This window comes from Reyranella sp., assembly GCF_965279465.1.
Taxonomy (GTDB): domain Bacteria; phylum Pseudomonadota; class Alphaproteobacteria; order Reyranellales; family Reyranellaceae; genus Reyranella.
On the sequence record NZ_OZ257242.1, the window covers coordinates 2,219,580 to 2,246,090 of the forward strand.

Below are 26,511 nucleotides of genomic sequence, written 5' to 3' on the forward strand. Positions count from 1 at the left end.
GTTCGAACGGTGGTCAGTGTCGTCGGAGCGGGGAAAAACAACCGGCCCATGCGCCGGAAATAGAGACGCCGGGCATCGCCGTCAAGCCTGCTCCTATAGCCGCGTGCCACTCCAGCTGAACGGAATGGCGGTTCCGTCGGGCTGATAGGAGCCTGTCACGCTGCGCTCGCCGCGTGCCTCGAGGCGGAAATGACCGCGGATGGGGAAATCGGCGTCGTCGGGCTGGGCGAAGCGCCCGGTCCAGACATTCTGATTGTAGCCGACCGAGCCGCTCAAGGTCGCGCCAGGCCCGTTCGTCTTCCAGGTCCCCCGCAGATCGCCGTTGTTGTCGACAAAGATGGTGAGGCTGCCGCGGCAGGGGCAGTTCGTTCCCATTGGACCGTCCCATGTCATGGACCAGACGCCGAGGAAGTCGCCGGCATTGCCGGTCGGCGGCCCGAGGAACTGGCCGGTGGGCCCGCCTGCCGGCGGTCCGGACAGCTGGGCCTGCAGCGGCGCTGCCGCGAGGAGGAGCAGGGCAAGAAGCGTATGACGCAAAACCGGCATGGTCAGCCTCCCGTGTCCGACAGACGTTCGTAGAGTGCCAGCAGGCGCGCGTTGCTGGGGGCGAGCGCGTAACGGCCGCGCACGTGCGCCTGCGCGGCATGGGCGAGCTCGCCGCGACGCTCGGCCGTCAAGGAAAGTGCATTGTCGATCGCCTGCGTCAGCGATGCGGCATCGCCTTGGATCGCCAACCAGCCGGTGATGCCCGGGCGCACGGCCTCGGCGGCGCCGCTGCCGTCGGCGGCGACCACCGGCCGGCCCATCGCCTGCGCCTCGATCAGTGCGCGGCTGAATCCCTGCTGCAGTCCGCCGGTGGCCACGACGACGTCGGCCAACATGTAAGCCGCCGGCATGTCCTCGACATAGGGGCCGAGCTGGACGCGGCCTTGCAGCTCGGCCTGCAGGATGGCGCGCTCGAGCGCCTTCTCGAAGGCCGTCGGGGCGCCGCTCGATCCGAGCAGCAGGCAGAACACGTCGTCGCGCCCGAGGCGCTTGATCGCCTCGATCAGGGTCAGGCGATCGCGTCCCTCGCGCGTGGCGCAGAGCACGACCAGGCGGCCATCGGGGATGCGCAGGTCGGCGGCGAGCCGGATGACGCGGTCGACACGGATCGCCGCCGGATTGAAGCGATCGAGATTGATGCCGGGCTCGATGGTCTCGAGCCGGTCTGCGGCCGAAGGCATCTGCGCAAGCGCGTCGCGCGCGACAGGGTCCGACACCGCGATCAGCGCGTCGGCACGCGCCTGGCGGTGCTCGACGAAGCGGTCTGTCGCGCTCACGCCGACGAACGGCCGGTGCAGCGTGGCGATGCTCCTGACGCCCAGCCGTCGCGCCACGGCGCGCGCAACCCATACCGTCGCAGGCGTGCGGCCCTGCACGACAGTCACGTCGCCGTCGCGTAAGCGCACGGCGAGCCGCGCCGGCAGCGACAGGCGAGCCCACAATGGATGGCGACTGTTCGGAAGGTCGAGATGCCTGCCGCGCAGGCGCAGCAGCTCGGGCACCAGCAGGCCGCCCGCCGACGCGACGGTCGCCGAGCCGCCGGCTGCGATCACGGCGTGCGCAGCGTCGAGCGTGGTACGGGCAAGGCTGCCGCCGGCGAGCGACGGCACGATCTGAAGCAGATGCGGACGTGACACGACTGTGGCAGGTATCACGCCATGAGCAACGGAGATAGGGTGCAGCGGCTGGCCCGCCCCGACGGCAACACGGTGGCCTATGCGAAGACCGACGGCCGGGGGCCGACGGTCGCTTTCCTGGGCGGCTTCCGCTCCGACATGACGGGCACCAAGGCGATGGCGCTGGAGGATTGGGCGCGCCGCACCGGCCGCGCCTACCTGCGCTTCGACTATCTCGGCCACGGCCAGTCGTCGGGCCGCTTCGAGGACGGCACGATCGGCCGTTGGCTCGACGATGCGCTCGCCGCGATCGACGCGCTGGCTACTGGCAAGCTCGTGCTGGTCGGATCGAGCATGGGCGGCTGGCTGTCGCTGCTGGTGGCGCTCAGGCGTCCCGAGCGTCTTGCGGGCCTGGTGCTGATCGCAGCAGCGCCCGACTTCACCGAACGCATGCTGCTCACGAAGCTGTCACCCGAGGATCGCGTCCTGCTGCAGCGCGAGGGCCGGCTGGTGCGGCCGTCGCAATACTCGCCCGAGCCGTCGGTCTTCACCTGGAAGCTGATCGAGGAAGGGCGCAACCATCTGGTGCTCGACAAGAAGCTCGCGCTGCCCTGCCCGGTGCGGCTGCTGCACGGCCAGAGCGATCCCGACGTGCCATGGGAATATTCGCTTCAGATCGCGCAGCACCTCGAGGCACCCGAGGTCGTGACGACCTTCGTCAAAGGCGGCGATCACCGCCTCAGCACCCCTGCCGACATCGCCCGCCTGATCGCGACCGTCGAGGAGCTTTCTGGATAGAGTTCCCGTCGTCCCGAGCGTAGCCGAGAGACCTGTTCATGGGATTGATGCCGCTTGAAGGGGTCCCTCGACTACGCTCGGGACGACGAATGGGCGGCAATCGCGCGCAGGCCCTCGCGATAGGTCGGATAGCGCAAGGTGACTCCGAGCTCGCGCTTGAGGCGGTCGTTCCGCACCCGCCGGTTCTCTGCATAGAAGGAGCGGGCCATGGCGCTCATCGTCGGCGCGACCTCGTCCCACGGAATGGTTGGCGGTACGGGGAGGCCGAGAAGTTCGCAGGCATAGGCGATCACCTCGCTGTTCGACGCGGGCAGATCGTCGACGACGTTGTAGATCGCACCGGACGCCGGATGCGTCATCGCGGCGAGCACCGCGGCCGCGATGTCCTCGACATGGACGCGCGAGAACACCTGGCCGGGCTTGTCGATGCGCTGCGCGGTGCCGGCCCTGACCCGGTCGACGGCACTGCGGCCCGGGCCGTAGATTCCAGGCAGCCGGAAGATTGTGGCGCCGATCGCCTGCCACGCGCGCTCGGCCGCCAGCCTCTCGATACTGCGCGACTGGTCGGGACGCGGCGGAGTCGTCTCGTCGACCCAGCCGCCATCGTGGTCGCCGTAGACACCGGTGGTGGAGAGATATCCCAGCCAACGCATGTCGCGTAGTTGCGCGGCGCTTGTCCGAAGCGCGGGATCGCCCGCGGTCCCAGGGGCGATGGTGCACAGCACGTGGCTCGCTGCTTCGAGCACGCGGGCGGCGAGGGGGGCTGTGCCGTCGAACAGATGGGCTTCGATGCCCTCGGCAGCCAGACGTTGGGCCTTGTCCGCACCGGTCACGGTACCCGACACGCTCCAACCCCTCGCCGCCGCAAGCTTGGCGATTTCAAGGCCGCTGTAGCCCAGGCCGAAAATGAAAAGCCGTTTGGTCATCTTGTCAGGAACGCCGCCGCGAGGTTCTTTTCAACCATGTTGTTCTCGCGCCTGACCCTCTCGATGATACTGACGGCCGCGGCGATGCCGGCACTCGCGCAGAGGGTCGAGCCCTTCTCGCTGACTCCCAACCAGCAGAAGCTCGACCCCTTCGCGCTGACGCCCAATCATTTGCGGCGCTACACCGAATGCATGCAGCTTGCACGCAGCGAGCCACTGAAGGCCTTGCCGGTGGCGGAAAAATGGAAGGGCGAGGGCGGCGGGCTGGGCGCACGCCATTGCGTCGCGATCGCAATGTTCGAAAGCGGCAAGTTCGTGCCGGCGGCGACCCAGCTCGAAGCGATCGAGCGTGACATGGGCGCCGATCGGCCGGGCGTGCGCGCGGAACTGCTGGCGCAGGCGGGGCAGGCCTGGATGGAGGCCAACCAGGCGGAGAATGCCGCTGCCGCGCAGAGCCGCGCGCTCGACCTCAAACCCACCGATGTCGATCTCTGGGTCGATCGCGGACTGAGCTATGCCGCGATGCGCGCCTGGCCACGCGCCATCTCCGACTTCGACCGGGCGCTGCGGATCGAGCCCGACAAGGTCGAGATCCTGATCCTGCGCGCGGCAGCCTGGCGCAACGCCGGCGATCCGGCCAAGGCGCTGGCCGATGCAGATCGTGTGCTGAAGCGTGCGCCGGACCATTCCGAGGCGCTGCTCGAACACGGCTTCGCCCTGCTGGCGCGCGGCGACCGCAACGCGGCCAGTGCCGACTTCACCAAGGTGCTGAAGGCTGTTCCGCAGGGATCGGACGCGGCCAGGCGGGCCGAGCTGGGCCTGCGCGGCGAACTGCCCGGGGTGGCCCCCTCGCCTGCGGCCAGTCGTCCTCCGAACGACCCGCGCAAGCCCTAGCAAGCGGCGGGTCGGTCGGCTAAGACCAAGCCAATGCAATGTATCGCCCTCTCGCTCGTCCTCCTGGTTCTGGCCGGGTCGGCCCTCGCCCAGACGCCGCCGGCCGGTACCGATTCGACGCAGCCGCCGTCATCCTACTATCCCGCGCCGCCACCCTTGCAGGCGCCGACGGTCGAGAAGGGCGCGCCGGTCAGCAACCTCTCGTCGCCCCTGGCCGGTGGGCAGACCGCGCCGACCCGTACCGCTGTCGATTCGGAGGCCGAGGCGCAGCTTTTCGCCTATGCCACCAAGATGGTCTGGGGCCGCTACAGCAAGATCAAGGGCGCCAAGCCCGGCGTCGCCACCGTGACCAAGACCGGTGCGCTGTGGACGATCAAGGGCCGGCTCGACAGCGTGGCGCCCGGTACCGAGGGCGACTGGGTTGCGATCGATGGGGTAGTCGAGCGCATCGCTGCGAACAACGTCTACATCCGGGGCGAGGTCGCCTTCCGCGTCGCCAAGGTGCAGAACGGCACGGCCTGCAAGGTGGGCGGCCTGCTGCACTTCCGCCGCTCCGGCAAGTCGCACGTCTGGCGCCTGGCCGAAGGCGACAATCCCTGCGACGGAACGCGGGAGATGTTCGACCTCGCCTACGAAAAGCCCGCCGAGAAGCGGCCCGTCCCGGCCCAGGGTAAGCGAACCTGAGACTTTCCTCCCCCGCGAGCGGGGGAGGCCAGCTCAAAGGTGACTTTCCGACGGGCGTGGAATCAGCGACTGCGAAGCTTCGCGATCTCGCTACGCGCCAGCACGTCGGCGCGTTCGTTCTCGACGTGGCCGCTGTGGCCTTTCACCCACGTCCAGTGCAGCTTGTGCGGTGCGCTTGCCGTGGCGAGGCGTTGCCACAGCTCGACGTTCTTGACCGGCTTTTTGTCGGCGGTGCGCCAGCCGTTCCTCTTCCAGCCATGGATCCACTTGGTGGCGCCGTCCATCACATACTTGCTGTCAGTGTGGATCCGCACGGTGCAGGGGCGCTTCAGCGCCTCGAGCCCGGCGATCACGCCCATCAGCTCCATCTTGTTGTTGGTGGTGGGCGTCTCGCCGCCTGACAGCTCGCGCTCCTTCTCCCCCATGCGCAGGATCGCGGCCCAGCCACCCGGGCCGGGGTTGCCGCTGCACGCGCCGTCGGTGAACAGCTCGATGTCGGGACGCTCGCTCACAGGCCCCCCATCACAGGCCGTAATCCGCCAGCGACTGCACGCCGCGATGGAAGCGCAGCTTGGCGAGATACTCGTTGGGATCCTTGCGCTTGACCAGCGCGTCGGGCGGCGTGTGCACCCAGTCGTAGAGCCGCGTCAGCATGAAGCGCAGCGCCGAGCCGCGCGCCAGGATCGGCAAGGCCCGACGTTCGTCCTCGCCGAGCGGGCGCACCTTGTCGTAGGCCTGCAGCATCGCGCGCGCCTTGGTCGTGTTGAAGGCGTTGTCCGGCTCGAAGCACCAGGCGTTCAGGCAGATCGCCACGTCGTAGGCAAGGAAATCGTTGCAGGCGAAATAGAAGTCGATGATCCCGGACAGCCGCTCGTGCAGGAAGAAGACATTATCGTTGAACATGTCGGCATGGATCACGCCGGAGGGCAGTTCCTTCGGCCAGTTCGTCTCGAAGAAGTCGAGCTCGGCCGACAGCTCCTGATCGAGCGCTGGATCGATGTGGTGGCGCGAGCCCTCGAACAGCGGACGCCAGCCGGCAACCGACAGCGCGTTGGGACGCTTCAGAGCGAAATCGCGGCCGGCCCGATGCAAGCCGGCCAGCGCCTCGCCGACCGGGCCGCAATGCTGCACGGTCATGCGTCGCGGCCACATGCCCTGCAGGAAGCTGGTGACGGCAGCGGGCTTGCCGACGAGCGTTCGCAGCGCATTGCCGTCGCGGGCATGGATCGGCCGCGGACAGTTGATGCCGCGCTCGGCGAGATGATCCATCAGGCCGAGGAAGAACGGCAGGTCGCGTGGATCGACGCGCTTTTCGTACAGCGTGACCATGTACTGGCCGCGGTCCGTGGTCAGCACGTAGTTGGTGTTCTCGACGCCTTCGGCGATGCCCTTGAAGGAGACCGGGTCGCCGATGTCGTAGTCGGCGAGAAAGGCCTCGAGCTCCTGGTCGCTGACCTCAGTGTAGACCGCCATCAGGCCACCAGCTGGCGGGGCAGCTTGAAGACCACGCGTTCCTCGGTCGTGCGCACTTCCTCGACGGTCACGTCGTAGCGCTGGCGGCAGGCAGCGATAAGCTCGTCGACCAGAAGCTCCGGCGCGGAGGCGCCGGCGGTGATGCCGAGGCGGCAGGCATCGCCCAGCCACGCCCAGTCCATGTCGGCGGCGCGTTGCACCAGGCGCGACCGGGTGCAGCCGTAATTCGCCGCAACCTCGACGAGGCGCATGGAGTTGGAGGAGTTGGGCGCGCCGATCACCACCAGCGCGTCGCAGCGCTCGGCGATCGCCTTGACCGCGGTCTGCCGGTTGGTCGTGGCGTAGCAGATGTCTTCCATCTTCGGGCCCTGGATCGCGGGGAAGCGGCGGCGCAGGGCGGCCACGATCGCGGTCGTGTCGTCGATCGACAGGGTGGTCTGCGTGGCATAGGCGAGGTTGTACGGGTCGGCCACGTCGAGCGTCTCGGCCTGCGTCACGTCCTCGACCAGCAGCACCTTGCCCTCGGGGAGCTGGCCGATGGTGCCGATGACCTCGGGATGGCCGGCATGGCCGATCAGGATAACGGTGCGGCCGGAGTCGGCGTGGCGCTCGGCCTCGCGATGGACCTTGGAGACCAGCGGGCAGGTGGCGTCGACATAGAGCAGGTTGCGGCGCGACGCTTCGGCCGGCACCGTCTTCGGGACGCCATGGGCGGAGAAGACCACCGGCCGGTCGTCGGGCACCTCGTCGAGCTCGTCGACGAAGATCGCGCCCTTGGCCTCCAGGCTCTCGACCACGAAGCGGTTATGGACGATCTCATGCCGGACATAGACCGGCCGGCCGTAGCGCGAGAGGGCGCGCTCGACGATCTGGATCGCGCGCTCGACGCCCGCGCAGAAGCCGCGCGGATTCGCAAGCAGGATCGTGAGCGGCTTCTTGAGGTGGGTCATGAAGAACGACTGTGCTGCGGACTGGCCCGCTCGCTTGCAGGCCTGCGGACCATTGCCTAGAGTCCAACGGCAACGCAACGGGGAAACAACATGACCGAGCCGGTCGTCGCGGCCAAGGCGCCCATCAAAATGGCGCTGGAGGCGGGCAAGGATTATTGGTGGTGCGCCTGCGGAAGGAGCCAGAGCCAGCCCTTCTGCGACGGCAGCCACAAGGGCACCGGCCTCGCGCCGATGAAATACACTCCCGAAAAGTCCGGCGACTATTGGCTCTGTGCCTGCAAGCAGTCGAGCAAGAAGCCGCTTTGTGACGGCACCCACAGGACACTGGCTTAGATATCGGCATGACCATCGGAAAATATGCTTCGTTCGCGTTGGCCGCCCTGCTGCTGGCCGGCTGCGGCAGCTCGGCCAGGGAGCAGCAGGCGGCGTCCTATTGCCCGCAGCCGCTCACGGTTCAGGACGCCCAGAGGCTCACTCGCTTCAAGGAAGGGCCCGGGCGCGATCCGCGTGACGTGATGTTCGAGGCGTCTCTCGTCAGCGCCGGCACGAAATGCCAGATCAGCCGCAACAAGCTGGAAGTCGAGGTCCTCCTGCGCATAGCGGTCAATGCCGGTCCATCGGTCGGCACCGGCGTGACGCGCGTGCCGTTCTTCGTCCGCGTGCTCGACGGCAACGGCGCGGTTGTCCAGGGCAGCGACCAGCTTGCCGACTACAAGATCAGCGCCGCCAGCCCGCGCGGCCTGTCGCAGGAAGAGATGGCGGTCACGCTGCCGTTCGCGAACGTCTCGGATCTCGGCGGCTACCGCATCGCCGTCGGCCTGAAGCCCTCCCAGCAGGAGCTCGACTACAATCGCAGTTCCGGGGTGCGGTAGTCATCCGGCCGTCACCGGCGTCAGCCATGTGCGCTCCTCGACCAGGATGCACTGCTTCTCCTGGGCGAAGCGGAAGTTGGCCATCGCCGCCGCGTCTGCCTTGAGCCGCGTGCGATAGGCCTCATAGGCCGCAAGATTCTCGAACGATATCAGCGCGTGCGCGATATTGTTGGTGCCTTCGTGCGGCATGAAATAGCCGATCAGGTCGCCGCCGCAAGCCGGGATGATGGTGAGCCAGTTGCGGGCATAGGTCTCGAAGGCCTCGCGCTTGAACGGATCGAGGACGTAGCGGATGGCGCAGGTGACGGTCATGGAGCCTCCTATTGGATGACCCAAGCTAATGTCACCCTGGCGGCGGATGTTTCGGCGACCGCCGAAAGGCTACAATCTTCCCGGTACATGAGGAGAGCGGCGTGAGCGCATATGCGGACCGGCTGGAGGCTTTGGCGGCGGAAGCAGCGGATCGTTGCACCGGCTGCGGCAAGTGTTTCGAAGTTTGTCCGACGGCGCGCGAGATCGGGCTGGATGCCGGCGAGGCGAAAATGCGCATCGCCGAGCTCTCCTCCCTGACGCACGGCGGTCCTGCGGCAGACGGGGTGATGAAGTGGCTCAATGCCTGCGACGGCAGCGCGCGTTGCACCGACGCCTGTCCCGAGGACATCAATGTCCGCCAGTGGGTGACCATTGCCAAGATGAAGGCGCTGGAAACGGCGCGTCCGCTCTCCGAAGGGGCGACGGCGGCGGCGAGCCGCTTCCGCCATATGGCGCAGGCAGTGCGGCTGCTGGCGAGCATGCAGCTTCCGTCGGAGACCCTGCAGAAGATCCTGGCGCCGGCCGAGAAGCGCACCGCGGACGTGCTGTTCTATACCGGATGCAATGTGCTGCGGACGCCGCACATCGTGCTCAACGTTATGGACATCCTCGACTCGCTCGAGCTCGACTTCGACGTGGTCGGCGGGACGGCGCACTGCTGCGGCGTCTACCAGTTCCAGGAAGCCGACTTGCCGACCTACGAGCGGATGGGCCATCGCACCTTCCAGCGCTTCGGCCAGTCCGGCGCCTCCAAGGTGCTGACCTGGTGCCCGACCTGCACCAAGAACTTCGACGAGCTGGAGCAGGCGGTCGAACCGGCATCGTTCGATCTCGGCCATGTCAGCGAGTTCCTGGCTGCCAACCTCGAGGCGCTCAAGGCGCGCTTCAAGCCGGACCAGCCCCGGCGCCGTGTGGTGATTCACGAGCATCTCGGTATCGGCGCGACGCTCTCGAGCATCGCCAACCTCTTGAAGGCGGTGCCGAATCTCGAGCTGGTCGAGCTGCCGCAGGACTCGGGATTTTCCTACGCCTGCGGCGGGCAAGCGGCGAAGTTCAAGGACCGCGAACAGGCGATCCATCGCGCGCTGGCCGAAGGTGCGGTCGCGGCGGGCGCCGACACGATCGTCACCATGTACCACTCCTGCCATCGCGCGCTGTCGGGCGCAGAGGTGATCTATCCGCTGAAGGTGGTCAACTTCACCGATGTGCTCGCCGAGGCGCTGGGCCGCGGCGGGCATCCGGATTACTACCGGCTCTACAAGAAGGGCGGCGCGATGGACGAGGCGGTCGCCGCGGCCCGGAAATTCCTGCAGGACAACGGCGTGCGGGTCGACGAGAGCTCGGTGCAGTCGCTCACCGCCGACATTTTCAACGAGACCGGCCTCGGCGGCTCGCGCGACGACTTCCGCAACGCGTTCACGGCATTGGCGCGGCAGTCCTGAACGTCCCGGAGAGTTCATTCAAAATTCCCTCCCCCGCTCGCGGGGGAGGTGTCAGCGTCTGACGCTGACGGAGGGGGCGTTACGCGAGATGGTGCGTCACGCCCCCTCCGTCGCGGATTACCGCGCTACCTCCCCCGCAAGCGGGGAAGGCAAGTTGAACTTGTCATATGCCAGTTGCTGAAAATCCTGGCGCCATTGCTCTGCACCGGCCCGCGTGGCGTCGTAGACGGCGCCGCCGATCGCCTCGCCAACGTCCGTATGGAGTCCGGCCCAGGCAATAGGCTCGCCCCGCCGTGGCGTTGCCACCACGATGCAGTCCGTCCCTGTGCCGGTGACGGCAGTTCCTTGTTGCACGTTCTGAAATTCAATGACTGCGGCCGTCCTCGCCTGCGCCACGATAGAGATCGCCTCGACCATGGCGCCGTCGGTCAGGGGCACGGAAACATGCACCAGGGTGTTGATCGTGCCGGCGTGCGGTCCGTGCGGCTTGCGAGATCCAACGCGCTCGCTGTTCGAGAGACCGACCGTGGTCAGGCAGGCCGCCTCGACGCCCCCGGCACGCCGCTGGCAAAAATGATGACGGCGGATATCGCGAGAGGTCATGAAGGCCAGCGCGTTAGGAAATCCCGCCCGGGCCAGCCGCGCCTTCAGGAATGCCTGCGGATCGATCGAAAGGCCAAGATCGCTGTTGCGAACCTCGACCCAGACGACATCGCTGGCGATCGCAAAACCGGGGTGAAGCAGTGACCAACCGAGGGTGCGTTGGGGTTCGGCAAAGCGAGCCATCAGGAACGGCGGCGCGCAATTCACGACGAAGGCCGAATCGACATCATCGGACAAAATCTACGTCTCCTTGACCGACAGCACCGCCCAGGCGGCGTCGGCGAAGAAGCGGGCGTGGGCCGAGAGTGGCCCGGTAAAGCGGCCATAGACCTTGTAGGTCGCGGGCTGCATCACGACGCCGATCGCAGCCGCGGCCGCGAGGTCGGCGTTGCGGCGAGGGATCTCGCCCGCCTTCATCGCCTGGCTGATCACCTCGCGCACGACGTTCACCGGATTGGGCGTGCCGTCGGGTACCTGGATCAGGAACGAGTGCTGGTTCAGCAGGTGGTAGGCGAACAGGGTCCAGTCGTCGTCGGCCCACTCGCAATAGCAGCGCACGATCGCCTCGATCTTGGCCTTGAGGCCTTTGAGCGGTTTGTGTGCTGCCGTCAGCGCCTCGGCCAGCGCGCGGTGATGGCCGAGGAAGAGGTCCAGGGCAAGTTGCTCCTTGCTGGGGAAGTAGCGGTAGATCGTGCCCTCGGCGACCGACGCCGCCATGGCGATCTCCTTGGTCGTCGTCGCGGCGACACCGCGTGCCACGAACAGCGTGAGCGCGGCGCGCTCGACCCGCGCCTTGGTTTCCTCGGCCTTGCCCATCAGCCATTCTAGGAGGCGGCGCCGGGCTATGAAAGGTCAGACAGCCAGCGCCAGTCGACCACCCACTCCTCTGTCTCGGCCAGGCTCTCGATCAGCAGGTAAACGAACAGCGCCTTCCGGATATGCATGATGCCCTCCTTAAAGTGAGCATGCACTCATAATAAATGAGCAAACGCTCAATTTCAAGAGGTGCGTTATCACGGTGGACGGAATCGTTGGCGCCTTCTAAGGTCGGATCACTCAGACGAACCCTGTGGAAGAGACCGCTTTTCGGAGCGGCGCCGAAGGAGCAACCGGCCCCGGAAACTCTCAGGCAAACGGACCGCAGGGGGATTGGGTCTCTGGAAAGCGGCGGCGCCTCAAGTGTTGCCCACCGACGAAGTAAGGCCGTCGCGCGCCTCGGAAGGCGCTTAGTGGCCGAATCTTTCAGGTCTCCGGACAGAGGGGGTCGCGAACGGCGCAGTCCTTGCGTCGGGATAACGCGACTCTGTGGAGACCGTCTTGAGCGAACCCACCGCCGGCCCTCTCAAGCGCACGCCGCTGCATTCATTGCACAAGGAACTGGGGGCGCGCCTCGTGCCGTTCGCCGGCTACGAGATGCCGGTCCAGTATCCGACCGGAATTCTTGTCGAGCACGCCCAGACGCGGACGGCGGCCGGCCTGTTCGACGTCTCGCACATGGGGCAGATCCGGCTGACCGGGAAGGCCGGGCAGAGCGCTGCCAAGGCGCTCGAGACGCTGGTGCCGGGTGATATCGCGGGCCTGCAGCCCGGCCAGCAGCGCTATACGCAATTCACCAACGAGAGCGGCGGAATTCTCGATGACCTGATGGTGACCTCGACCGGCGATCACCTGCTGGTCGTCGTCAACGCCGCCTGCAAGGACGACGACCTCGCGCATATCCAGAAGCACCTGTCGGTGAGCTGCGAGATAGAGCCGATGTTCTCGCGCGGGCTCCTCGCCCTGCAGGGGCCGCTTGCATCACAGGCGCTGGCGCGTCTCGTGCCGTCGGTCGCGACGATGAAGTTCATGACCGGCGCCTTCATCACGATCGACGGCGCGCAGTGCTACGTCACGCGCTCGGGCTATACCGGCGGCGACGGCTACGAGATATCGACTCCGGCCGACAGGGCCGACCCGATCGCACGCCTCCTCCTTGCCCAACCGGAGGTCAAGCCGATCGGGCTGGGCGCGCGCGATTCACTGCGCCTCGAAGCGGGCCTCTGCCTCTACGGCCACGACATCGACACCACGACGACCCCAATCGAGGCGGTGCTGCTGTGGAGTATCGGCAAGGAGCGCCGCGTCCAGGGCGGTTTCCCCGGGGCCTCCGTCATCCAGAAGCAGATCGCCGAGGGTGCGCCGCGCAAGCGGGTCGGCCTCCTGCCCGAGAGCAAGGCGATCGCGCGCGAGGGCGTGGAGATCGTGATCGGCGGCAGGATCGTCGGCAAGGTCACGTCGGGCGGCTTCGCGCCGACCCTCGGGCGCGCGGTCGCCATGGGATACGTCGAAAAAGCCCAATCAGCCAACGGCACGAAACTCGAGCTTCTGGTGCGCGGCAAGCCCGTGCCGGCCGAGATCGTGTCCATGCCCTTCGTCAAGCATGCCTACTACCGCGGATAGGAGACCCGGATGAGCGTCAAGTACAGCAACGAACACGAATGGATCCGCGTCGAGGGCGATGTCGGCACGGTCGGCATCAGCCAGTACGCCCAGGAGCAGCTGGGCGATGTCGTGTTCGTCGACGTGCCGCAGGCCGGCCGCAAGATCGCCAAGGGCGAATCCGTCGCGGTCGTCGAATCGGTCAAGGCGGCGTCGGACATCTACACGCCCGCCGGCGGCGAGGTGATCGAGGGCAATGCCGCGCTCGGCGACGCGCCGGGCGACATCAACGCCGATCCGATGGGCAAGGGCTGGATCTTCAAGGTCAAGCTCGGCAATCCGGCCGACCTGGACGGGTTGATGGACCAGGCCGCCTACGACGATTTCGTGAAGAGCCTTTCGTAAGGGATCAGGGCCGATGCGTTATCTGCCGCTCACCGAAGCCGACCGCCGCGAGATGCTGTCGGTCATCGGAGCCAAGTCGGTCGACGAGCTGTTCCGTGACGTGCCGCCGTCGGCGCGGCTCGGCGCCAAGGTGGCGGGCCTGCCCGACCATCAGGGCGAGCTCGAGGTCGAGCGCGCCTTCCAGGCCTATGCGGCGAAGAACGTGTCGCCTTCGGTCGCGCCGTTCTTCATCGGCGCCGGCGCCTATCGCCATCACGTGCCGTCGACCGTCGACTACATGATCCAGCGCGGCGAATTCCTGACCTCCTACACGCCGTATCAGCCCGAAGTCACGCAGGGCACGCTGCAGTACCTGTTCGAGTTCCAGACGCAAGTGACGATGCTCACCGGCATGGAGGTGGCCAACGCCTCGATGTACGACGGCTCGACCGGCGCGGCCGAGGCCGTACTGATGGCCAATCGCGTGACCCGCCGCCACAAGGCGCTGATCTCCGGCGGCCTGCATCCGCACTATCGCAGCATCATCCAGACGACCGCGCACTGGGAAGGATACCAGGCGGTGATCGGCAAGGCCGACGTCGAAGGGCTCGAAGACCTGATCGCGAACATCGACAAGGAAACTTCCTGCGTCGTCGTGCAGAATCCGAGCTTCTTCGGCCATGTCAGGGATTTCGGACGACTGGCGGAGGCTTGCCACGCGGTGGGCGCGCTGCTGATCGTCGTGGTGACCGAGGTCGTCTCGCTCGGCCTCTTGAAGCCGCCGGGCGAGATGGGTGCCGACATCGTAGTCTGCGAGGGTCAATCGATCGGAAACGGGCTGGGCTTCGGCGGCCCCTATGTCGGGCTGTTCGCGACACGGGAGAAATACATGCGCCAAATGCCGGGCCGGCTGTGCGGCGAGACCGTCGATGCCGACGGCAAGCGGGGCTTCGTGCTGACGCTGTCGACGCGCGAGCAGCATATCCGCCGCGAGAAGGCGACCTCGAACATCTGCACCAATGCCGGCCTCTGCGCGCTGGCTTTCACCGTCCATCTGACTCTGCTGGGCGAGGCGGGGTTCACCCGCTTGGCCGAGCTCAATCATGCCAAGGCGTCGACGCTCGCGGACAAGCTCGCTGCCGTTCCGGGTGTGCAGGTCGTCAACGACAGCTTCTTCAACGAATTCACCGTGCGCTTGCCCAGGGCGGCGGCGTCCGTTGTGGAGGCGCTGGCGGCCAAGCGAATCCTTGCTGGCGTGCCGGTGTCGCGGCTGCTTCCCGACGATCCGTCCGTTGCCAACCTGTTGCTGCTTGCCGCCACCGAGACCGCGACCGACGACGGGATGAACGCACTCGTCGCCGGCCTGAAGGAGGTGCTGTAATGGACCGCTCCCAGGGTCGCACCGGCGGCATTGTTTCAGGTGGCGCGTCGGCGCCGGCGACCTTCACCGGCAACCGGGCGCTGCAGATCGAGGAGCCGCTGATCTTCGAGATGGGCCAGCCGGGACGCTGCGGTGTCGATCTTCCCGTGCCCCCGAAGGTGAAGGACCGTCTCAACGGCCTGCGCCGTACCGGCGAGATCGGCCTGCCGGGCCTCAGCGAGCCGCAGGTCGTGCAGCACTACACGCGGCTGAGCCAGAAGAACTACGCCATCGACATGGGCGTCTACCCGCTGGGTTCGTGCACCATGAAGCACAATCCGCGCGTCAACGAGAAAGTGGCGCGCCTCGCCGGCATCGGCGACCTCCATCCGCTGCAGCCGGTCTCGACCGTGCAGGGCGCGCTGGAGCTGATTGATCGTCTGGCGCACTGGCTCAAGACCCTGACGGGCATGCCGGCCGTGGCGATGTCGCCCGCCGCCGGCGCGCATGGCGAGATGTGCGGGATGATGGCGATAGCCGCCGCCCTCGAAGCCAAGGGCGAGCGCGCTCAGCGGCGCACCGTGCTCGCGCCCGAGTCGGCGCATGGCACCAATCCGGCGACTGCGGCGGCGCTGGGCTTCACCGTGAAGCCGATCCCGGCCAACGAGACCGGCCGTATCGATCTCGCCGCGCTGAAGGCCGCCCTCGGTCGGGACGTGGCGGCGATCATGCTGACCAACCCCAATACCTGCGGCCTGTTCGAGTCTGACATCATCGAGATCTCGGCCGCCGTGCACGCGGCGGGCGCCTATTTCTACTGCGATGGCGCCAACTTCAACGCCATCGTCGGCCGGGTGCGGCCGGGCGATCTCGGCGTCGACTGCATGCACATCAACCTGCACAAGACCTTCTCGACGCCGCACGGCGGCGGCGGCCCGGGGGCCGGTCCGGTCGTGCTGTCGGCGGCACTGGCGCCCTACGCGCCCTATCCCTGGATCGTGAGGAAAGGCGACAGCTGGACGGTCGCCGAGGACGGCGCCACGGTCGACGGCCAACCGCTCGGACGCCTCAAGGCGTTTCATGGCCAGATGGGCATGTTTACGCGCGCGCTCGCCTACATCATGAGCCACGGCGCTGACGGGTTGAAGCAGGCGTCAGAGGATGCCGTGCTGTCGGCGAACTACGTGATGGCGGCGTTGAAGGACGTCATGACGCCGGCGTTCGACGGTCCGTGCATGCACGAAGCGCTATTTGACGACGGCTTCCTCAAGGATACTGGCGTCAGCACCCTCGACTTCGCCAAGGCGATGATCGATGAGGGATATCATCCGATGACGATGTACTTCCCGCTGGTGGTGCACGGCGCCATGCTGATCGAGCCGACCGAAAGCCAGGCCAAGGAAGACCTCGACCAGTTCATCGGCGCCCTGCGCTCGCTCGCCGAACGCGCAAAATCTGGCACAGCGGCCGAGGACTTCAAGGCAGCGCCGCGCTACGCCCCGCGCCGCCGCCTCGACGAGACGCTCGCCGCCCGCAAGCCGGTCCTGCGCTGGCGGCCGAGCAACAGCTTCAAGCAGGCGGCGGAATAGAAAAGGGGCCCCTGTGGGCCCCTGGTTCCCGGAAGATGCGATTACGACCGTTGCTGGCACGACCCTGCCGGCAGGCCTTGTTGGGCCGCCGCCTGCAGGCACTGCTCCATGGTCTGGTATTGCACCCGCTGCGCCTGAACGGTGCGGTCGCGGCGTTGCGCGCTCACGTCACTGATGACATCGACCGCCGTCGAACCGAGCGTAAACGCGCCGGCGCCAATCGCAATGATGAAGAAGAGCCGCATGGCTTGCTCCTTGGTTGTTGGCCTGTCGAAAGTACGCGCAAAGCGGACGAGGTGTCGGGCCAAGATGGCGTTGCCGCGGCAAAGCCATGCAACTCCTGCTCCCATGGACGCGTTTGGCGGTGCTTCTGATCAAGCCGACCCGTCGAGCAACACTTCAAATGACGTCAGACGGCGGACTCGATGTCCGTCTGGGAGAAGTCGTTACCCTTGAACAGCAATGGAACGTCCTGATCGCGTGCCACGGCATAAGCGAAGCAGTCACCGAGGTTCAGCTGTGCCGGATGACCACGGCCCTTCCCGTAGCGCGCGAACGCATCGAGGGCTGTGCGTGCCTGGCCGGCCGTGATCGGCACGCATCGAACAGAGGCGATGGTCAGGAACTCGTTCACGTCGGCCGTGGCCTCTTCGATCGTCGCGTGACGGATACGGCACACGGCGAGGGTCGCTTCGAACACGGCAATCGGCGACGTGATCGCTACGCTGGCTTCTTCGATCGCGTCCAAAAACGTGTCGGCTTCCGGCTCCTGGCCAAGGATCGCAACAATGGCAGATGCGTCGACGAACATCAGTGCTCGTCGCTCAGGTCATCATAGAAGGCCTTGTCTGCTGCCAATCCCGTGGCGGGCCGTCTCCGTATCCGTTGTTGAATCACGCGCACCCGCTCCCGAAGGGGCACGGCCTCGTCGAGGCGCCGTAGCTCGTTCTCCAAGGCGACCCTTACCGCGTCCGTCTTGTTGAGCCCCTTGCGCGCGGCCAAGCGTTTGGCGAGTTGGTTAACTTCTTCGTCTCGGATATTGAGGGGCATAGCTATTGGTAGTGTCGTCAACACAACACTGTCAACACGTGTTGACATGTCGTGCTCGCCGCTTGTCGCGGGATGGGCGAGAAAGGACCATAAGCAAAGATTGGGAAGGTGCATCCTCATGCGAGTTTTCACGACATTGCCTCAGGAAGACCTGCGAAAAGTCGGCCCCGCTGCCCAGGCGATCGAGGCCGACGGCTTTACCGGCGTCAGCACTCAAGAGAACCGGCACGATCCGTTCCTCTCGCTCGCCGTTGCCGGTGTCGCGACGAAGAGGATCGAGCTGCACACCGGTGTCGCGATCTCCTTCCCGCGCTCGCCGATGGTCGCGGCCAATATCGGCTGGGACCTCGCCGCCAGCACGGACGGGCGGTTCACGCTCGGGCTGGGCTCGCAGATCCGGCCGCACAACGAGAAGCGCTTCTCCGTGCCCTGGTCGGCGCCGGCACCGCGGATGCGCGAGTACATCCAGGCAGTACGGGCGATCTGGGCGGCGTGGAAGGGCGACGGCAAGCTCAGCTACGAGGGCAAGCATTATCGCTTCACCCTGATGACGCCGAACTTCGTTCCGGAACCCTACGACGCCCCGGCGCCGCGCATCGGGCTCGCCGCGGTCGGTCCCGCGATGCTGAAGGTCGCCGCAGAGGAATCGGACGCGGCCAAGCTTCACGTCTTCTGCACGCGGCAGTATCTCGAGAATCGGATCATGCCGATCCTCGCAGAAGGGATCGCCAAGGCCGGCCGCAAGCGGGAGGACTTCGAAATCTCGGGCGGCGGCTTCCTCGTCACCGGCAAGGACGACGAGGCGGTCGCCAAGCTGTTCGACTGGGTGCGCTACCGCGTGGCGTTCTACGGCTCGACACCGGCCTACTGGCCGGTGTTCGAGGAGCACGGGATTGGCGATCTCGGTCGAAAGCTCAACGCCATGACCAAGGCCGGCCAGTGGGACAAGATCGCTACCGAGGTGTCGGACGACGTCGTGCACCTGTTTGCCGCCGTCGGCCGGCACGACCAGATCGCCAAGGCAATCGAGGCGCGCTTCGGCGGGCTGGTCGACTCGGTCAGCGCCAGCGCGAGCGCATCGAAGCCATCGGACCTGCCGCCCGATCTGATCCAGGACATCACCCGGATACCGACGCTCTACCGGCCAGCGGCCTGATCGGGAGGAGCAAGAGATGTAGCTGGAGGGTCGATGCTCTTGCGGCAATGTCCGCTCCGTCGCCCAAGGCGGATCGCGCATGCCCGGTCGCTGATCGGGGCGGCAGCTCGGTGACGAGCCTGCCGACCCTCTCGCGCAGGATGGCCGGCGCCTCTCGGGACGGCGCAGGTTCGGGGTTTTCGGCGCGGAAGCGAAGGGCCAGGAGCAGCCGCGTCCGGCCGCCGGCTTCGACCAGCGTCGGCAGCATGTAGGCATCCAGCGCCAGCTTGTCGGCATTGTCGGGCCGTGGCGTGCGGCAATTCTCGGGCGGCGAGCTGACGAGATGTTCGCGACAGGCCATTGGCCGATCGGGATGGGTCGAGCAGGCTTCGTCCTCGAGGAAGGGGCAGGCGATGCCGAGCTTGAAGTACGCGTGAGAGAACTCGACGCGTTCCTTCGCCGTACCTCTCGGCCTGCGGTCGACCAGGTCTCCGAGGCACCGCGATGCTGCGTCGAAGCGCTGGTGGATGATCACCGTGCGGCGCGGTACGGGCATGGCATCGACCAGCCGGGCGAGGGCGCGGGCTTCGCTCGGCGACGGAGCCGGACGAGCTGGCGGCAGCAGGCGCCGCAGCCGGCGTGGCAGGAATTTCGCGGCCCTCGGCCTCCGCACGGGTCGTTCCGGGTTCGGCAAACAGCCCGCTGAGGCCGCCAGGATGGGCAGAACCTGTTCGACCGTCACGGACCCCGCCGGGACCGTGAGCTCCAGCGGCACACGCTTGCCGCCGACGACCAGCACGACCTGAGAGTTCCTCTGCGCCGCCCCCGGCACGCCGGCCGAGAGGCGGGCGGGTTCGTCTCGTTGGACCACGTAGTCGCGAGCGTATCGCAGCCTCCCATCTTGCGACAGGGGCCCGGGTGGCCCGCGATTGCCCTTGCGGCGGCGACGGCGGAGCGCTCGGGCGCTCGCACCCAGTGAGCTCCCGGGCAAAGAGGCGCGAGATTCGACGCAAAGAAAAACCCCCGTCTTTCGACGGGGGCACAGGTAGCCCGCGATTAATTTTGTGCGGGCGATCCGAATTTCCGAATATCTGCTCAGTGCAGGCGACGAGGCAGTTCCGCGATGCCCTGGTCGAGCAGCGCCTGCGCATTGGCACCGGCAGCCTGATCGCGCAGCAGCGAACGCGTTGCCGAGAGCGCCACATCGATCGCAGCGTCGCGGATCTGCTTGCTGGCGGCCGACTCGGCTTGCGCAATACGATCGCGCGCCTGCTGCTCGCGCCTCACAAGGGAGGTCTCGAGGTCGGCCTTGGCACGGACCTGCATGCGCTCTGCTTCCACGCGTCCCTGGTCGATGATGGCCTTGGCATCGGCCGCTGCCTGCGAAAGCATCTGCTCGGCTTCGGCCTTGGCCTTGAGAGCGTCGGCGCGCAGCTGCTGGGCATCGCTCAGCGCCTTGGCGATCGCCGCCGTGCGCTTGTCGAGCGTCTCGGTGATACCCTTCCACAGCGTCTTGCCGGCGATCAGCAGGAACAGGACGAAAGAGACTGCCACCCAGAACGCCGGGTCGGCGAACAGGCTATAGCTGCCCGCGTGGCCGTCGGCGGCCCATGCCGATCCAATCATCGGCTTTCTCCCTTCAAGGCGGCCGCCACCTTGGCATTGAGCGCCGCCGTATCGGCGGGCTGTCCGGCCACCTTGCCGTAGACTTGCTGGGCAATGTCGCCCGCCATCTGCCCGAGACCGGCCAAGACGGTTGATCGCTGCTCCGCGATGCGCCGCTCGGCTGCCGCGATGTCCGCCGCGAGCTTGTCGCCGATCTCGTGCATCTTCGCCGTGGTCTGGGCAGCTGCTGCTTCGGCCGTCTGGCGAATGATCCCGGACGCCTCGGTCCGCGCGGCGGCCAGTGTCCTGTCCTGCTCGACGCCGGCGGCACGGGCGGCGTCATTGGCCTTCTGTGCGGCTTCGAGATCGTTCAGAATCGTTCGCTCACGCGTCTCGATGATCGAGCCGATGCGCGGTAGGACCATCTTCCCCATCAGGAAGTAGAGGACGGCGAAGCTCACCACCAGCCAGAAGATCTGGCTTGGAAAGCTGCGGAGGTCGAACTGCGGCATGCCGCTTGAATGCTCCGCGCCGGCCGCAAAAGCGGGGCCGACGCCAAGCAAGCCGGCGGCAAGCGCTGCCGACCCCCAGGCCCGGAATGCCGAAACGGGCACGATCGAGCTCAGGCGAAGAGGGCGATCAGCGCGACGATGAGCGCGAACAGCGCGATCGCTTCGGTGACAGCGAAGCCGATCCAGATGTTGGCGCCGATTTCAGCCTTCGAGGCCGGGTTGCGTGCCAGCGCCGAGATGTAGCTCGCCCACACGTTGCCCACGCCGATACCGGCGCCGATCATGCCGATCGCGGCAAGGCCTGCACCGATGAACTTGGCTGCTGAGGCGTCCATTTCTGTCTCCTGTCTCGATAGTGAATGCGGTGGATGATGGGTACGGGCGCTGCGATCAGTGCAGATGCAGCGCGTCGTTCAGGTAAATGCAGCAGAGGATCGTGAAGATGTAGGCCTGCAGGACGGCCACCAGCAGCTCGAGCGCGGTGATCGCCACCAGCACGACCAGCGGCACGACGCCGAAGATGCCCAGCGCCACCACGAATCCGGCCAGCACCTTCAGCAGCACGTGGCCGACCGTCATGTTGGCGAACAGGCGGACCGAGAGGCTGATCGGACGGCTGAGATAGGATACCAGCTCGATCGGGATCAGGATGGGTGCCGTGAACAGCGGCGCGCCGTGCGGGAAGAACAGCGAGAAGAAGTGCAGGCCGTGCTTGAACACGCCGATCAGCGTCACGCCCAGGAACACGACCATTGCCATGAAGAAGGTCACGGCGATGTGGCTGGTGAAGGTGAAGCCGTAGGGGATCATCCCCAGCACGTTGCCGAACAGCGTAAAGATGAAAAGCGAGAAGATGAACGGGAAGAACTTCCTGCCGCCGTCGCCGACGTTGTCCCGGATCATGTTCGCGATGAATTCGTAGAACAGCTCCGACATCGCCTGGATGCGGCCCGGCACCATGGCGCCCTTGCTGGCGCCTGCCATCAGCAAGCCGGCCGCCGCGACCACGGAGGCCATCATGAAGACAGCGGAGTTGGTGACTGCGATGTGATGGCCGCCGACGCTGAACAGCGGGGCGCTCAGATTCTGGATGGTGAATTGCTCAAGCGGACTGGCCACGGTGTACTTATCCCCAAATCAGCTCTTCTTCACCGCGGAGGCCGCCTTGTTGCGCCGCTCCTCGGCCTGCGCGACCCGGTAGACATTCAGGAATGCTGCACAGCATCCCAGAATGAATCCGACGATCAGAAGCCAGGGCTTCGTCCCCAGCCAATGATCGGCCATCAGCCCGATGAAGGCCCCCGCCACAACACCGGCGACCATCTCGACGGCGATACGCATCCCGACACCCAGCTTCTCGCCGCCGGTGCCCGGAGTCGTCGGCTTCGACGATCGCCCGGTCCCCTCCTCGTATGCCTGGCGGACGCCTTTCAGGCGCTTGTCCAGGTCGTCGGAGGCCGTCTTTCGATCACCTTCAGCCATCGCCGGATGCTCCGCTCCGGGCTTCCCACCGGGCCGCCGCTGCACGCTGCGGTCCCAATGAAAAGCGCGCCGGAACCTATTGTCCGGCGCACGGGGTGTCAAGCCTGCGGCGCGGCCGGCGGAACCCCGGTAATGCGAGAAATTCCAAGGGTCTAGCGGTGGAATACCGAGAAGTTCGCGTCTCCGTCGCGCTCCACCTGCGGCACCAGGTCAACCTCCCAATCGAGATACTGCCGCATGGCGGCCTCGACATCCTCCTTGAAGTCGTAGGGGCGATACCAGACGTCGGTCGGCGGATCGGCCATGCGGACGTGGCCTGCCTCGACCGGCAACCCGGCGTCGCGCCAGGCCTTCATGCCGCCGGCGAGGATTGCGACGGGCAGTTCGGCGGCCGCCTCCGCGGCTTCCGAGGCGGCGAGGGCGGCGATCTCGCCGTCGGGCGAGACCAGTGCGATGCTCGTCGCGCCCGGCTGCTGCTTCAGCATGTCGGCAATCGTCTTGCCGAGGCCTGCCCGTACGGCGAACCACGCCCCCGGCACATGGCCGTCGCGATAGCGCAGGCTGGTGTCTAGATCGATCACCAGCGTGCTCGAGCGCGCGCCGTTCAGCTTCGCGGCAGTCACCGTCTTCGGCGTCGGCACCTCGAAGCCTTTCGGGAAGCGCGGCTCCGATTCGGTCGTGATCTCGCTGGCTGAGGGCTTGTGGTCGAGCACGTAGGTGTTCTTCCAGTCCATCTGCAGCAGCCAGTGCGCCGTCATGGTGGCGCGCACGCCGTCGTTGTCGTGCAGCACGATGGTGGCGTGACGCGCGCCGACATATTGGTCGGTCGCCTGCACGAGCTGGCCGCCCGCGGCATGGCGGAAACCCTTGATGTGACCTTGCGCGTATTCGGCCGGATCGCGCACGTCGAGCTTGTAGAGCGGGCCGCCCTTGGCTTCGAGCGCGGTCAGCCCCGCCATGTCGACTTTCTTGATACCCATGCTGCTCGCGACGCTCGCCGCTGCGTTCTGCGCGAACTTCGCTGCTTCCGGTCCCTGCGGTCCGAAGCTCTTGGTTTCGCCGCGCGCCACCGTGAGGCCGGCGAGATGCCAGCCCATGGTGCCGTTCTTCAGCGCCATCACCTTGTTCGGCAGGCCGGCATTGATCAGCGACTGCGCACCGATGATCGAGCGCGTGCGGCCGGCGCAGTTCACGATCACGAGCGTCTCCGGATTGGGCGCGAAGTCCTTCACGCGATAGACCAGCTCGGCGCCGGGGCAGTCGACGCCGCCGGGGATCGACATGTTGTTGAATTCCGGCATCGGCCGCGAATCGAGGATCACCATGTCGGCCCTGGAATCGATCAGCTTCTGGACATCGGCGGCATCAATGCGCGGCGTGTCGTTGTCGTGCTCGACGACCTCGCCGAACGCCTTGCTCGGCACGTTGACGCCGGTGAAGACCTCGTAGCCTGCGTCGCGCCACGCCTTGAGCCCGTCCTTCACGACGGCGAGGTTGGTGTAGCCCATCTCGCTGAGGCGCGCGGCGGCACGGTTGGCGCGGCCGGCCCATTGAGGATCCAGCGCTTCCTCGCCGCTGTCCATCAGCACGATGCGCGTGTTCGGATCGGGCAGCAGGGCGAAGGCGCGGGGCTCGAGCCGCGACAGGGGCAGCGGCGTGGCGAACAGCGGATGGCCCTTGATCGAGAACTCGCCCTCCTCGCGCACGTCGAAGAACGCGAAGACCTCGCCCGACTTCAACATCGCCTTGACCTGCTGCACGGTGAGCAGCGGGGTCAGTATCCTGGCCTTGGCCATGAAGCGCTTGGCCGTGCCGCTTGCCAAGTCGACCGAGACGCGATCGGGCAGGTGCTCGAGGCTCAGCCCATAGAAATGGAGATGCAGCGCGTTGCCGTAGCCGGCGGGCGTCTCGATGTGATGGAAGTCGTCCGGCAGGTAGGCGATGACGTCGCCGTTGCGCAGCGTCTTTTCCTTCGCGGTCGCTTCGCGCAGCTCCACCTTGTCGGCCTGCGAACCGTTGTCGAGCCGGTCGTAGACGACATTGCGCTCTTCGCCGTGGACACCGGCGATGATCGCCCAGGTCGTATGGTTGTGTGGCGGCACCTTCTTGCCCGGCCCGCCGGCCGAGGCATAGAGGGCGAAGCGATGGTCGGGGTCCTCGCTCAGACGATAGATGCCGCCGTCGGGCCCGAGCGGAAACTCCTCTTGCGGAAAGAGATCGGCACGCCGCGCCAGGGTCGCCAACAGAACGCCGATTTTCTCGAGATTCGAGGGGGTGACCCCGCTTTTCTCGATCTGTCGCGCCTGGTCGATCAGCTGCCGTACTGCTGCGGCGCGTTCCTGATACATCGTCATGGGGTCCTCCGTTTGTTGCAGTATAGCCGGCTGCCGCTTAGGTTGGCGCCCATGAAACAGTTTGTTCTTGTGGTTTTGGTTGGCGCCGGGACTGCGTTCGCTGCTTCGACCCTGGCCCAGACCGCGACCAAACCGCCGCACAAGCCCGCCACGGCGGCCAAAGCTGCCGCGACGGCACCGATCGCCAAGTCGCCTTTGTCGGCGGCCGCAGGCAAGTCGGCCCAGTCCACGCCAAGCGCGCGGTACGCCGGCTTCCGTCCTGCGCCAGTCCGCCCTGCACCTGTGCGACACCCGGTCTTCGTGCCGCCGCCGCCGGTGATCGAGCTCGACGAGATCGCGCCCCCCGACCTGCCGACGGTGCTGAGCACCGAGGAGCGCGACCGCTACCGTCGTATCTTCCAGGCGCAGGCGAGCCGGGACTGGGCGACCGCCGACGCCGAGATCGCCAAGGTCAGCGACAAGACGCTGATGGGCTATGTGGATGCCCAGCGCCTGCTCAGCCCTGGCTACACCGCGCGCTATGAACAGCTCGCGGCCTGGCTGCAGGACTACAACGACCATCCCGACGCGCCCGCGATCTACAGGCTGGCGCAAGCGCGCCGTACGCCGGGTTCGGGCGACCTCACGCCCGCGAGCTTCGTCGGCAGCACCCCGGGCTCACCGACCTTCGCCGCCGCGCGCACCGTGACCGGCGCCGATGCGGCCCGCGCCGCGGAGCTGCGCGCGCGCCTGCAGCGAATGGTTGACGACGGCGGCTCCAACGCCGCTTTCGCACTGCTCGACCAGAAGGAGACGGTCGCCGTGCTGGGCGGGCCGGAAGTCGAGCTGTGGCGCGGCCGCGTCCGGACCCGCGCGCTGGAGGCCGATTCGCAGCGCGGCATGCAGGTTCCGGTCGATGTCAGCGCGCCACCCGACGCGAACTGGAACGCGGGCCTTTCCGCGTTCACCAGCGGCAACATGCCCGAGGCCGCCCGGCGCTTCGAGCTGGTGGCCGACGCGCTGCCGGACCAAGCCTCGTCCTGGACCCTGGCGGCGGGTGCTTTCTGGGCGGCACGCACCAACCTGCTGGCCGGCAATCCGCAGAAGTTCGCGCCGTATCTCAAGCGTGCCGCTCTGCACGGCCGGACGTTCCATGGCCTGGTTGCCCAGAAGATGCTGGGCATGCAGATCGTCGCCAACTGGAACGTGCCGGCGATCGACCGCAAGCGGGCCGACGTGTTGCGCAACGACCGCGCCGGTCGCCGCGCGCTGGCGCTGTTCCAGCTCGGCGCCTCGACCGCCGCCGAGCGCGAGCTGTTCGCCGCCTCGCTCGACGCCGACCCGCAGTATATCGAGACGGTCATGGCCGTCGCCCAGAAGGCCGCGCTGCCCGCTCTGTCGGTCCGGGTCGGCAATGCCGCCTGGGACCAGCGCGACAAGATCACGGGCTATGACGGGGCTATGTATCCCCTGCCGCCGTGGCAGCCGGCGGCCGGATTCACCGTCGACAAGGCGCTGGTCTACGGCTTCATGCGCCAGGAATCGGCCTTCAATCCCAAGGCGCGCTCCTTCGTCGGCGCCATGGGGCTAATGCAGCTCATGCCGATGACAGCCCGCCTCGTCGCCAACAAATACGCACCGGAGGCGGCGGGCGGCAATCCATACGATCCGTCGATCAACATCTCGCTCGGGCAGGGCTACATCGCCTCGCTGCTGAGCGATGCCGACAACAACCTCGTGCGCACCGTCGCGGGCTACAACGGCGGACCGGGCAACGTGTACCGCTGGGACAATTCCCTGAACGCGTCGGCCGATCCGCTCCTCTACATCGCCTCGATCCCGCTCAACGAGACGCGCGACTTCGTGCAGCGGGTGCTGGCCAACTACTGGATGTACCAGATCCGGCTCGGCCAGCCGACGCCGTCGCTCGACCAGATCGCGGCCCACGAATGGCCGCGCTACACCGCGCAGGACACCACCGGCCGTTGATGCGCTGGCCTATGTGACCGTATGATATGGTCACGTAGG

31 protein-coding genes and 2 riboswitches are annotated in these 26,511 nt (G+C 66.8%); of the genes, 12 read left to right on the plus strand and 19 right to left on the minus strand.

Features of this window, described 5'->3' with window-relative positions; translation table 11 throughout:
• Positions 1–93: 93 nt before the first annotated feature.
• Together ACQY8M_RS10790 and ACQY8M_RS10795 are read right to left on the minus strand one after the other, a co-directional pair.
• Positions 94–546 (minus strand): hypothetical protein, encoded by a 453-nt coding sequence (locus ACQY8M_RS10790; protein ID WP_428671713.1) that lies wholly within the window; start codon positions 544–546, stop codon positions 94–96.
• A gap of 2 nt (positions 547–548) precedes the next feature.
• On the minus strand, positions 549–1,682 hold the full coding sequence (locus ACQY8M_RS10795) for a glycosyltransferase family 4 protein (RefSeq protein ID WP_428671715.1): 1,134 nt from the start codon (positions 1,680–1,682) through the stop codon (positions 549–551).
• A gap of 21 nt (positions 1,683–1,703) precedes the next feature.
• Here ACQY8M_RS10795 and ACQY8M_RS10800 point away from each other — a divergent pair, with 21 nt between their 5' ends.
• The gene (locus ACQY8M_RS10800; protein ID WP_428671717.1) at positions 1,704–2,459 is read left to right on the plus strand and encodes an alpha/beta fold hydrolase; all 756 of its coding nucleotides are present in this window, start codon (positions 1,704–1,706) and stop codon (positions 2,457–2,459) included.
• Between the two features lie 71 nt (positions 2,460–2,530).
• Here the strand turns inward: ACQY8M_RS10800 and ACQY8M_RS10805 are convergent, their stop codons facing one another.
• Positions 2,531–3,385 carry an SDR family oxidoreductase gene (locus tag ACQY8M_RS10805; protein WP_428671719.1) on the minus strand — a complete coding sequence of 285 codons (855 nt, stop codon included), beginning with the start codon at positions 3,383–3,385 and terminating at the stop codon, positions 2,531–2,533.
• 36 nt (positions 3,386–3,421) lie between these two features.
• Here ACQY8M_RS10805 and ACQY8M_RS10810 point away from each other — a divergent pair, with 36 nt between their 5' ends.
• Both ACQY8M_RS10810 and ACQY8M_RS10815 read left to right on the plus strand, forming a co-directional pair.
• Positions 3,422–4,279, plus strand: coding sequence for a tetratricopeptide repeat protein (locus ACQY8M_RS10810; protein WP_428671721.1), 858 nt, complete (start codon positions 3,422–3,424; stop codon positions 4,277–4,279).
• Positions 4,280–4,312: 33 nt separating this feature from the next.
• Entirely contained in the window at positions 4,313–4,963 is a 651-nt protein-coding gene (locus tag ACQY8M_RS10815; RefSeq protein ID WP_428671723.1) for a hypothetical protein, read from the plus strand.
• Positions 4,964–5,025: 62 nt separating this feature from the next.
• Here ACQY8M_RS10815 and rnhA read toward each other — a convergent pair whose 3' ends face one another.
• From rnhA to ispH, 3 genes are read right to left on the minus strand one after another with little or no spacing between them, the layout of a single operon-like run.
• Positions 5,026–5,475, minus strand: a complete 450-nt coding sequence (gene rnhA / locus ACQY8M_RS10820; protein WP_428671725.1) for a ribonuclease HI — start codon at positions 5,473–5,475, stop codon at positions 5,026–5,028.
• 10 nt (positions 5,476–5,485) lie between these two features.
• Positions 5,486–6,436 (minus strand): homoserine kinase, encoded by a 951-nt coding sequence (locus tag ACQY8M_RS10825; protein WP_428671727.1) that lies wholly within the window; start codon positions 6,434–6,436, stop codon positions 5,486–5,488.
• Positions 6,436–7,386 (minus strand): 4-hydroxy-3-methylbut-2-enyl diphosphate reductase, encoded by a 951-nt coding sequence (gene ispH / locus ACQY8M_RS10830; protein ID WP_428671729.1) that lies wholly within the window; start codon positions 7,384–7,386, stop codon positions 6,436–6,438. The genes ACQY8M_RS10825 and ispH overlap by 1 nt, the downstream gene beginning before the upstream one ends.
• A 90-nt stretch (positions 7,387–7,476) precedes the next feature.
• Here ispH and ACQY8M_RS10835 point away from each other — a divergent pair, with 90 nt between their 5' ends.
• On the plus strand, positions 7,477–7,719 hold the full coding sequence (locus ACQY8M_RS10835) for a CDGSH iron-sulfur domain-containing protein (protein WP_428671731.1): 243 nt from the start codon (positions 7,477–7,479) through the stop codon (positions 7,717–7,719).
• Between the two features lie 8 nt (positions 7,720–7,727).
• Positions 7,728–8,258: a hypothetical protein gene (locus ACQY8M_RS10840; RefSeq protein ID WP_428671733.1), complete on the plus strand. Its 531-nt coding sequence runs from the start codon at positions 7,728–7,730 to the stop codon at positions 8,256–8,258.
• On the opposite strand, the gene ACQY8M_RS10845 is transcribed toward ACQY8M_RS10840, so the two are convergent.
• Positions 8,259–8,570, minus strand: a complete 312-nt coding sequence (locus tag ACQY8M_RS10845) for an NIPSNAP family protein (protein ID WP_428671735.1) — start codon at positions 8,568–8,570, stop codon at positions 8,259–8,261. It abuts the gene before it with no gap.
• Between the two features lie 101 nt (positions 8,571–8,671).
• On the opposite strand from ACQY8M_RS10845, the gene ACQY8M_RS10850 reads away from it, so the two are divergent.
• Positions 8,672–10,012 carry a (Fe-S)-binding protein gene (locus ACQY8M_RS10850; RefSeq protein WP_428671737.1) on the plus strand — a complete coding sequence of 447 codons (1,341 nt, stop codon included), beginning with the start codon at positions 8,672–8,674 and terminating at the stop codon, positions 10,010–10,012.
• A 117-nt stretch (positions 10,013–10,129) separates the two neighbouring features.
• On the opposite strand, the gene ACQY8M_RS10855 is transcribed toward ACQY8M_RS10850, so the two are convergent.
• Together ACQY8M_RS10855 and ACQY8M_RS10860 are read right to left on the minus strand one after the other, a co-directional pair.
• Positions 10,130–10,852, minus strand: a complete 723-nt coding sequence (locus ACQY8M_RS10855) for an adenosylcobinamide amidohydrolase (protein WP_428671739.1) — start codon at positions 10,850–10,852, stop codon at positions 10,130–10,132.
• A 3-nt stretch (positions 10,853–10,855) separates the two neighbouring features.
• Positions 10,856–11,431 (minus strand): TetR/AcrR family transcriptional regulator, encoded by a 576-nt coding sequence (locus tag ACQY8M_RS10860; protein ID WP_428671741.1) that lies wholly within the window; start codon positions 11,429–11,431, stop codon positions 10,856–10,858.
• 244 nt (positions 11,432–11,675) lie between these two features.
• Positions 11,676–11,766: riboswitch (glycine riboswitch) on the plus strand.
• Between the two features lie 4 nt (positions 11,767–11,770).
• Positions 11,771–11,875, plus strand: a riboswitch (glycine riboswitch).
• A 57-nt stretch (positions 11,876–11,932) separates the two neighbouring features.
• On the opposite strand from ACQY8M_RS10860, the gene gcvT reads away from it, so the two are divergent.
• Genes gcvT through gcvPB form a run of 4 tightly spaced genes read left to right on the plus strand, consistent with a single transcriptional unit; the run spans position 11,933 to position 16,366 of the window.
• The gene (gcvT, locus tag ACQY8M_RS10865) at positions 11,933–13,054 is read left to right on the plus strand and encodes a glycine cleavage system aminomethyltransferase GcvT (protein ID WP_428671743.1); all 1,122 of its coding nucleotides are present in this window, start codon (positions 11,933–11,935) and stop codon (positions 13,052–13,054) included.
• A gap of 9 nt (positions 13,055–13,063) precedes the next feature.
• Positions 13,064–13,438: a glycine cleavage system protein GcvH gene (gene gcvH, locus ACQY8M_RS10870; protein WP_428671745.1), complete on the plus strand. Its 375-nt coding sequence runs from the start codon at positions 13,064–13,066 to the stop codon at positions 13,436–13,438.
• Positions 13,439–13,451: 13 nt separating this feature from the next.
• Complete coding sequence (gcvPA, locus tag ACQY8M_RS10875; RefSeq protein ID WP_428671747.1) at positions 13,452–14,798, plus strand: aminomethyl-transferring glycine dehydrogenase subunit GcvPA; 1,347 nt, start codon at positions 13,452–13,454, stop codon at positions 14,796–14,798.
• Positions 14,798–16,366, plus strand: a complete 1,569-nt coding sequence (gcvPB, locus tag ACQY8M_RS10880) for an aminomethyl-transferring glycine dehydrogenase subunit GcvPB (RefSeq protein WP_428671749.1) — start codon at positions 14,798–14,800, stop codon at positions 16,364–16,366. Before gcvPA ends, gcvPB begins: the two co-directional genes overlap by 1 nt.
• A gap of 41 nt (positions 16,367–16,407) precedes the next feature.
• Here the strand turns inward: gcvPB and ACQY8M_RS10885 are convergent, their stop codons facing one another.
• The 3 genes from ACQY8M_RS10885 to ACQY8M_RS10895 all read right to left on the minus strand — a co-directional run bounded on the left by ACQY8M_RS10885 (position 16,408) and on the right by ACQY8M_RS10895 (position 17,416).
• Positions 16,408–16,611, minus strand: a complete 204-nt coding sequence (locus tag ACQY8M_RS10885) for a hypothetical protein (RefSeq protein ID WP_428671751.1) — start codon at positions 16,609–16,611, stop codon at positions 16,408–16,410.
• A gap of 164 nt (positions 16,612–16,775) precedes the next feature.
• The gene (locus tag ACQY8M_RS10890) at positions 16,776–17,177 is read right to left on the minus strand and encodes a type II toxin-antitoxin system VapC family toxin (RefSeq protein ID WP_428671753.1); all 402 of its coding nucleotides are present in this window, start codon (positions 17,175–17,177) and stop codon (positions 16,776–16,778) included.
• Complete coding sequence (locus tag ACQY8M_RS10895; protein WP_428671755.1) at positions 17,177–17,416, minus strand: type II toxin-antitoxin system VapB family antitoxin; 240 nt, start codon at positions 17,414–17,416, stop codon at positions 17,177–17,179. The genes ACQY8M_RS10890 and ACQY8M_RS10895 overlap by 1 nt, the downstream gene beginning before the upstream one ends.
• Before the next feature lie 118 nt (positions 17,417–17,534).
• Between ACQY8M_RS10895 and ACQY8M_RS10900 the strand changes: the two genes are divergently transcribed.
• Positions 17,535–18,572 (plus strand): TIGR03617 family F420-dependent LLM class oxidoreductase, encoded by a 1,038-nt coding sequence (locus ACQY8M_RS10900; RefSeq protein ID WP_428671757.1) that lies wholly within the window; start codon positions 17,535–17,537, stop codon positions 18,570–18,572.
• Here the strand turns inward: ACQY8M_RS10900 and ACQY8M_RS10905 are convergent.
• From ACQY8M_RS10905 to ACQY8M_RS10935, 7 genes are all read right to left on the minus strand, one after another.
• Positions 18,535–19,350, minus strand: coding sequence for a YkgJ family cysteine cluster protein (locus ACQY8M_RS10905; protein ID WP_428671759.1), 816 nt, complete (start codon positions 19,348–19,350; stop codon positions 18,535–18,537). The two genes, ACQY8M_RS10900 and ACQY8M_RS10905, sit on opposite strands and share 38 nt — an antisense overlap.
• 296 nt (positions 19,351–19,646) lie before the next feature.
• A complete protein-coding gene (locus tag ACQY8M_RS10910; RefSeq protein ID WP_428671761.1) occupies positions 19,647–20,177 on the minus strand; it encodes a hypothetical protein in 531 nt (176 codons plus the stop codon).
• A complete protein-coding gene (locus tag ACQY8M_RS10915; RefSeq protein ID WP_428671763.1) occupies positions 20,174–20,668 on the minus strand; it encodes a F0F1 ATP synthase subunit B' in 495 nt (164 codons plus the stop codon). Before ACQY8M_RS10915 ends, ACQY8M_RS10910 begins: the two co-directional genes overlap by 4 nt.
• Before the next feature lie 110 nt (positions 20,669–20,778).
• Positions 20,779–21,003 (minus strand): F0F1 ATP synthase subunit C, encoded by a 225-nt coding sequence (locus ACQY8M_RS10920; RefSeq protein WP_428671765.1) that lies wholly within the window; start codon positions 21,001–21,003, stop codon positions 20,779–20,781.
• A gap of 55 nt (positions 21,004–21,058) precedes the next feature.
• Complete coding sequence (locus ACQY8M_RS10925; protein ID WP_428671767.1) at positions 21,059–21,787, minus strand: F0F1 ATP synthase subunit A; 729 nt, start codon at positions 21,785–21,787, stop codon at positions 21,059–21,061.
• An 18-nt stretch (positions 21,788–21,805) separates the two neighbouring features.
• Positions 21,806–22,195, minus strand: a complete 390-nt coding sequence (locus ACQY8M_RS10930) for an AtpZ/AtpI family protein (RefSeq protein WP_428671769.1) — start codon at positions 22,193–22,195, stop codon at positions 21,806–21,808.
• Between the two features lie 107 nt (positions 22,196–22,302).
• Complete coding sequence (locus tag ACQY8M_RS10935) at positions 22,303–24,504, minus strand: rhodanese-like domain-containing protein (RefSeq protein ID WP_428671771.1); 2,202 nt, start codon at positions 24,502–24,504, stop codon at positions 22,303–22,305.
• Positions 24,505–24,555: 51 nt separating this feature from the next.
• Here ACQY8M_RS10935 and ACQY8M_RS10940 point away from each other — a divergent pair, with 51 nt between their 5' ends.
• Entirely contained in the window at positions 24,556–26,472 is a 1,917-nt protein-coding gene (locus tag ACQY8M_RS10940; protein WP_428671773.1) for a lytic transglycosylase domain-containing protein, read from the plus strand.
• Positions 26,473–26,511 lie beyond the last annotated feature (39 nt).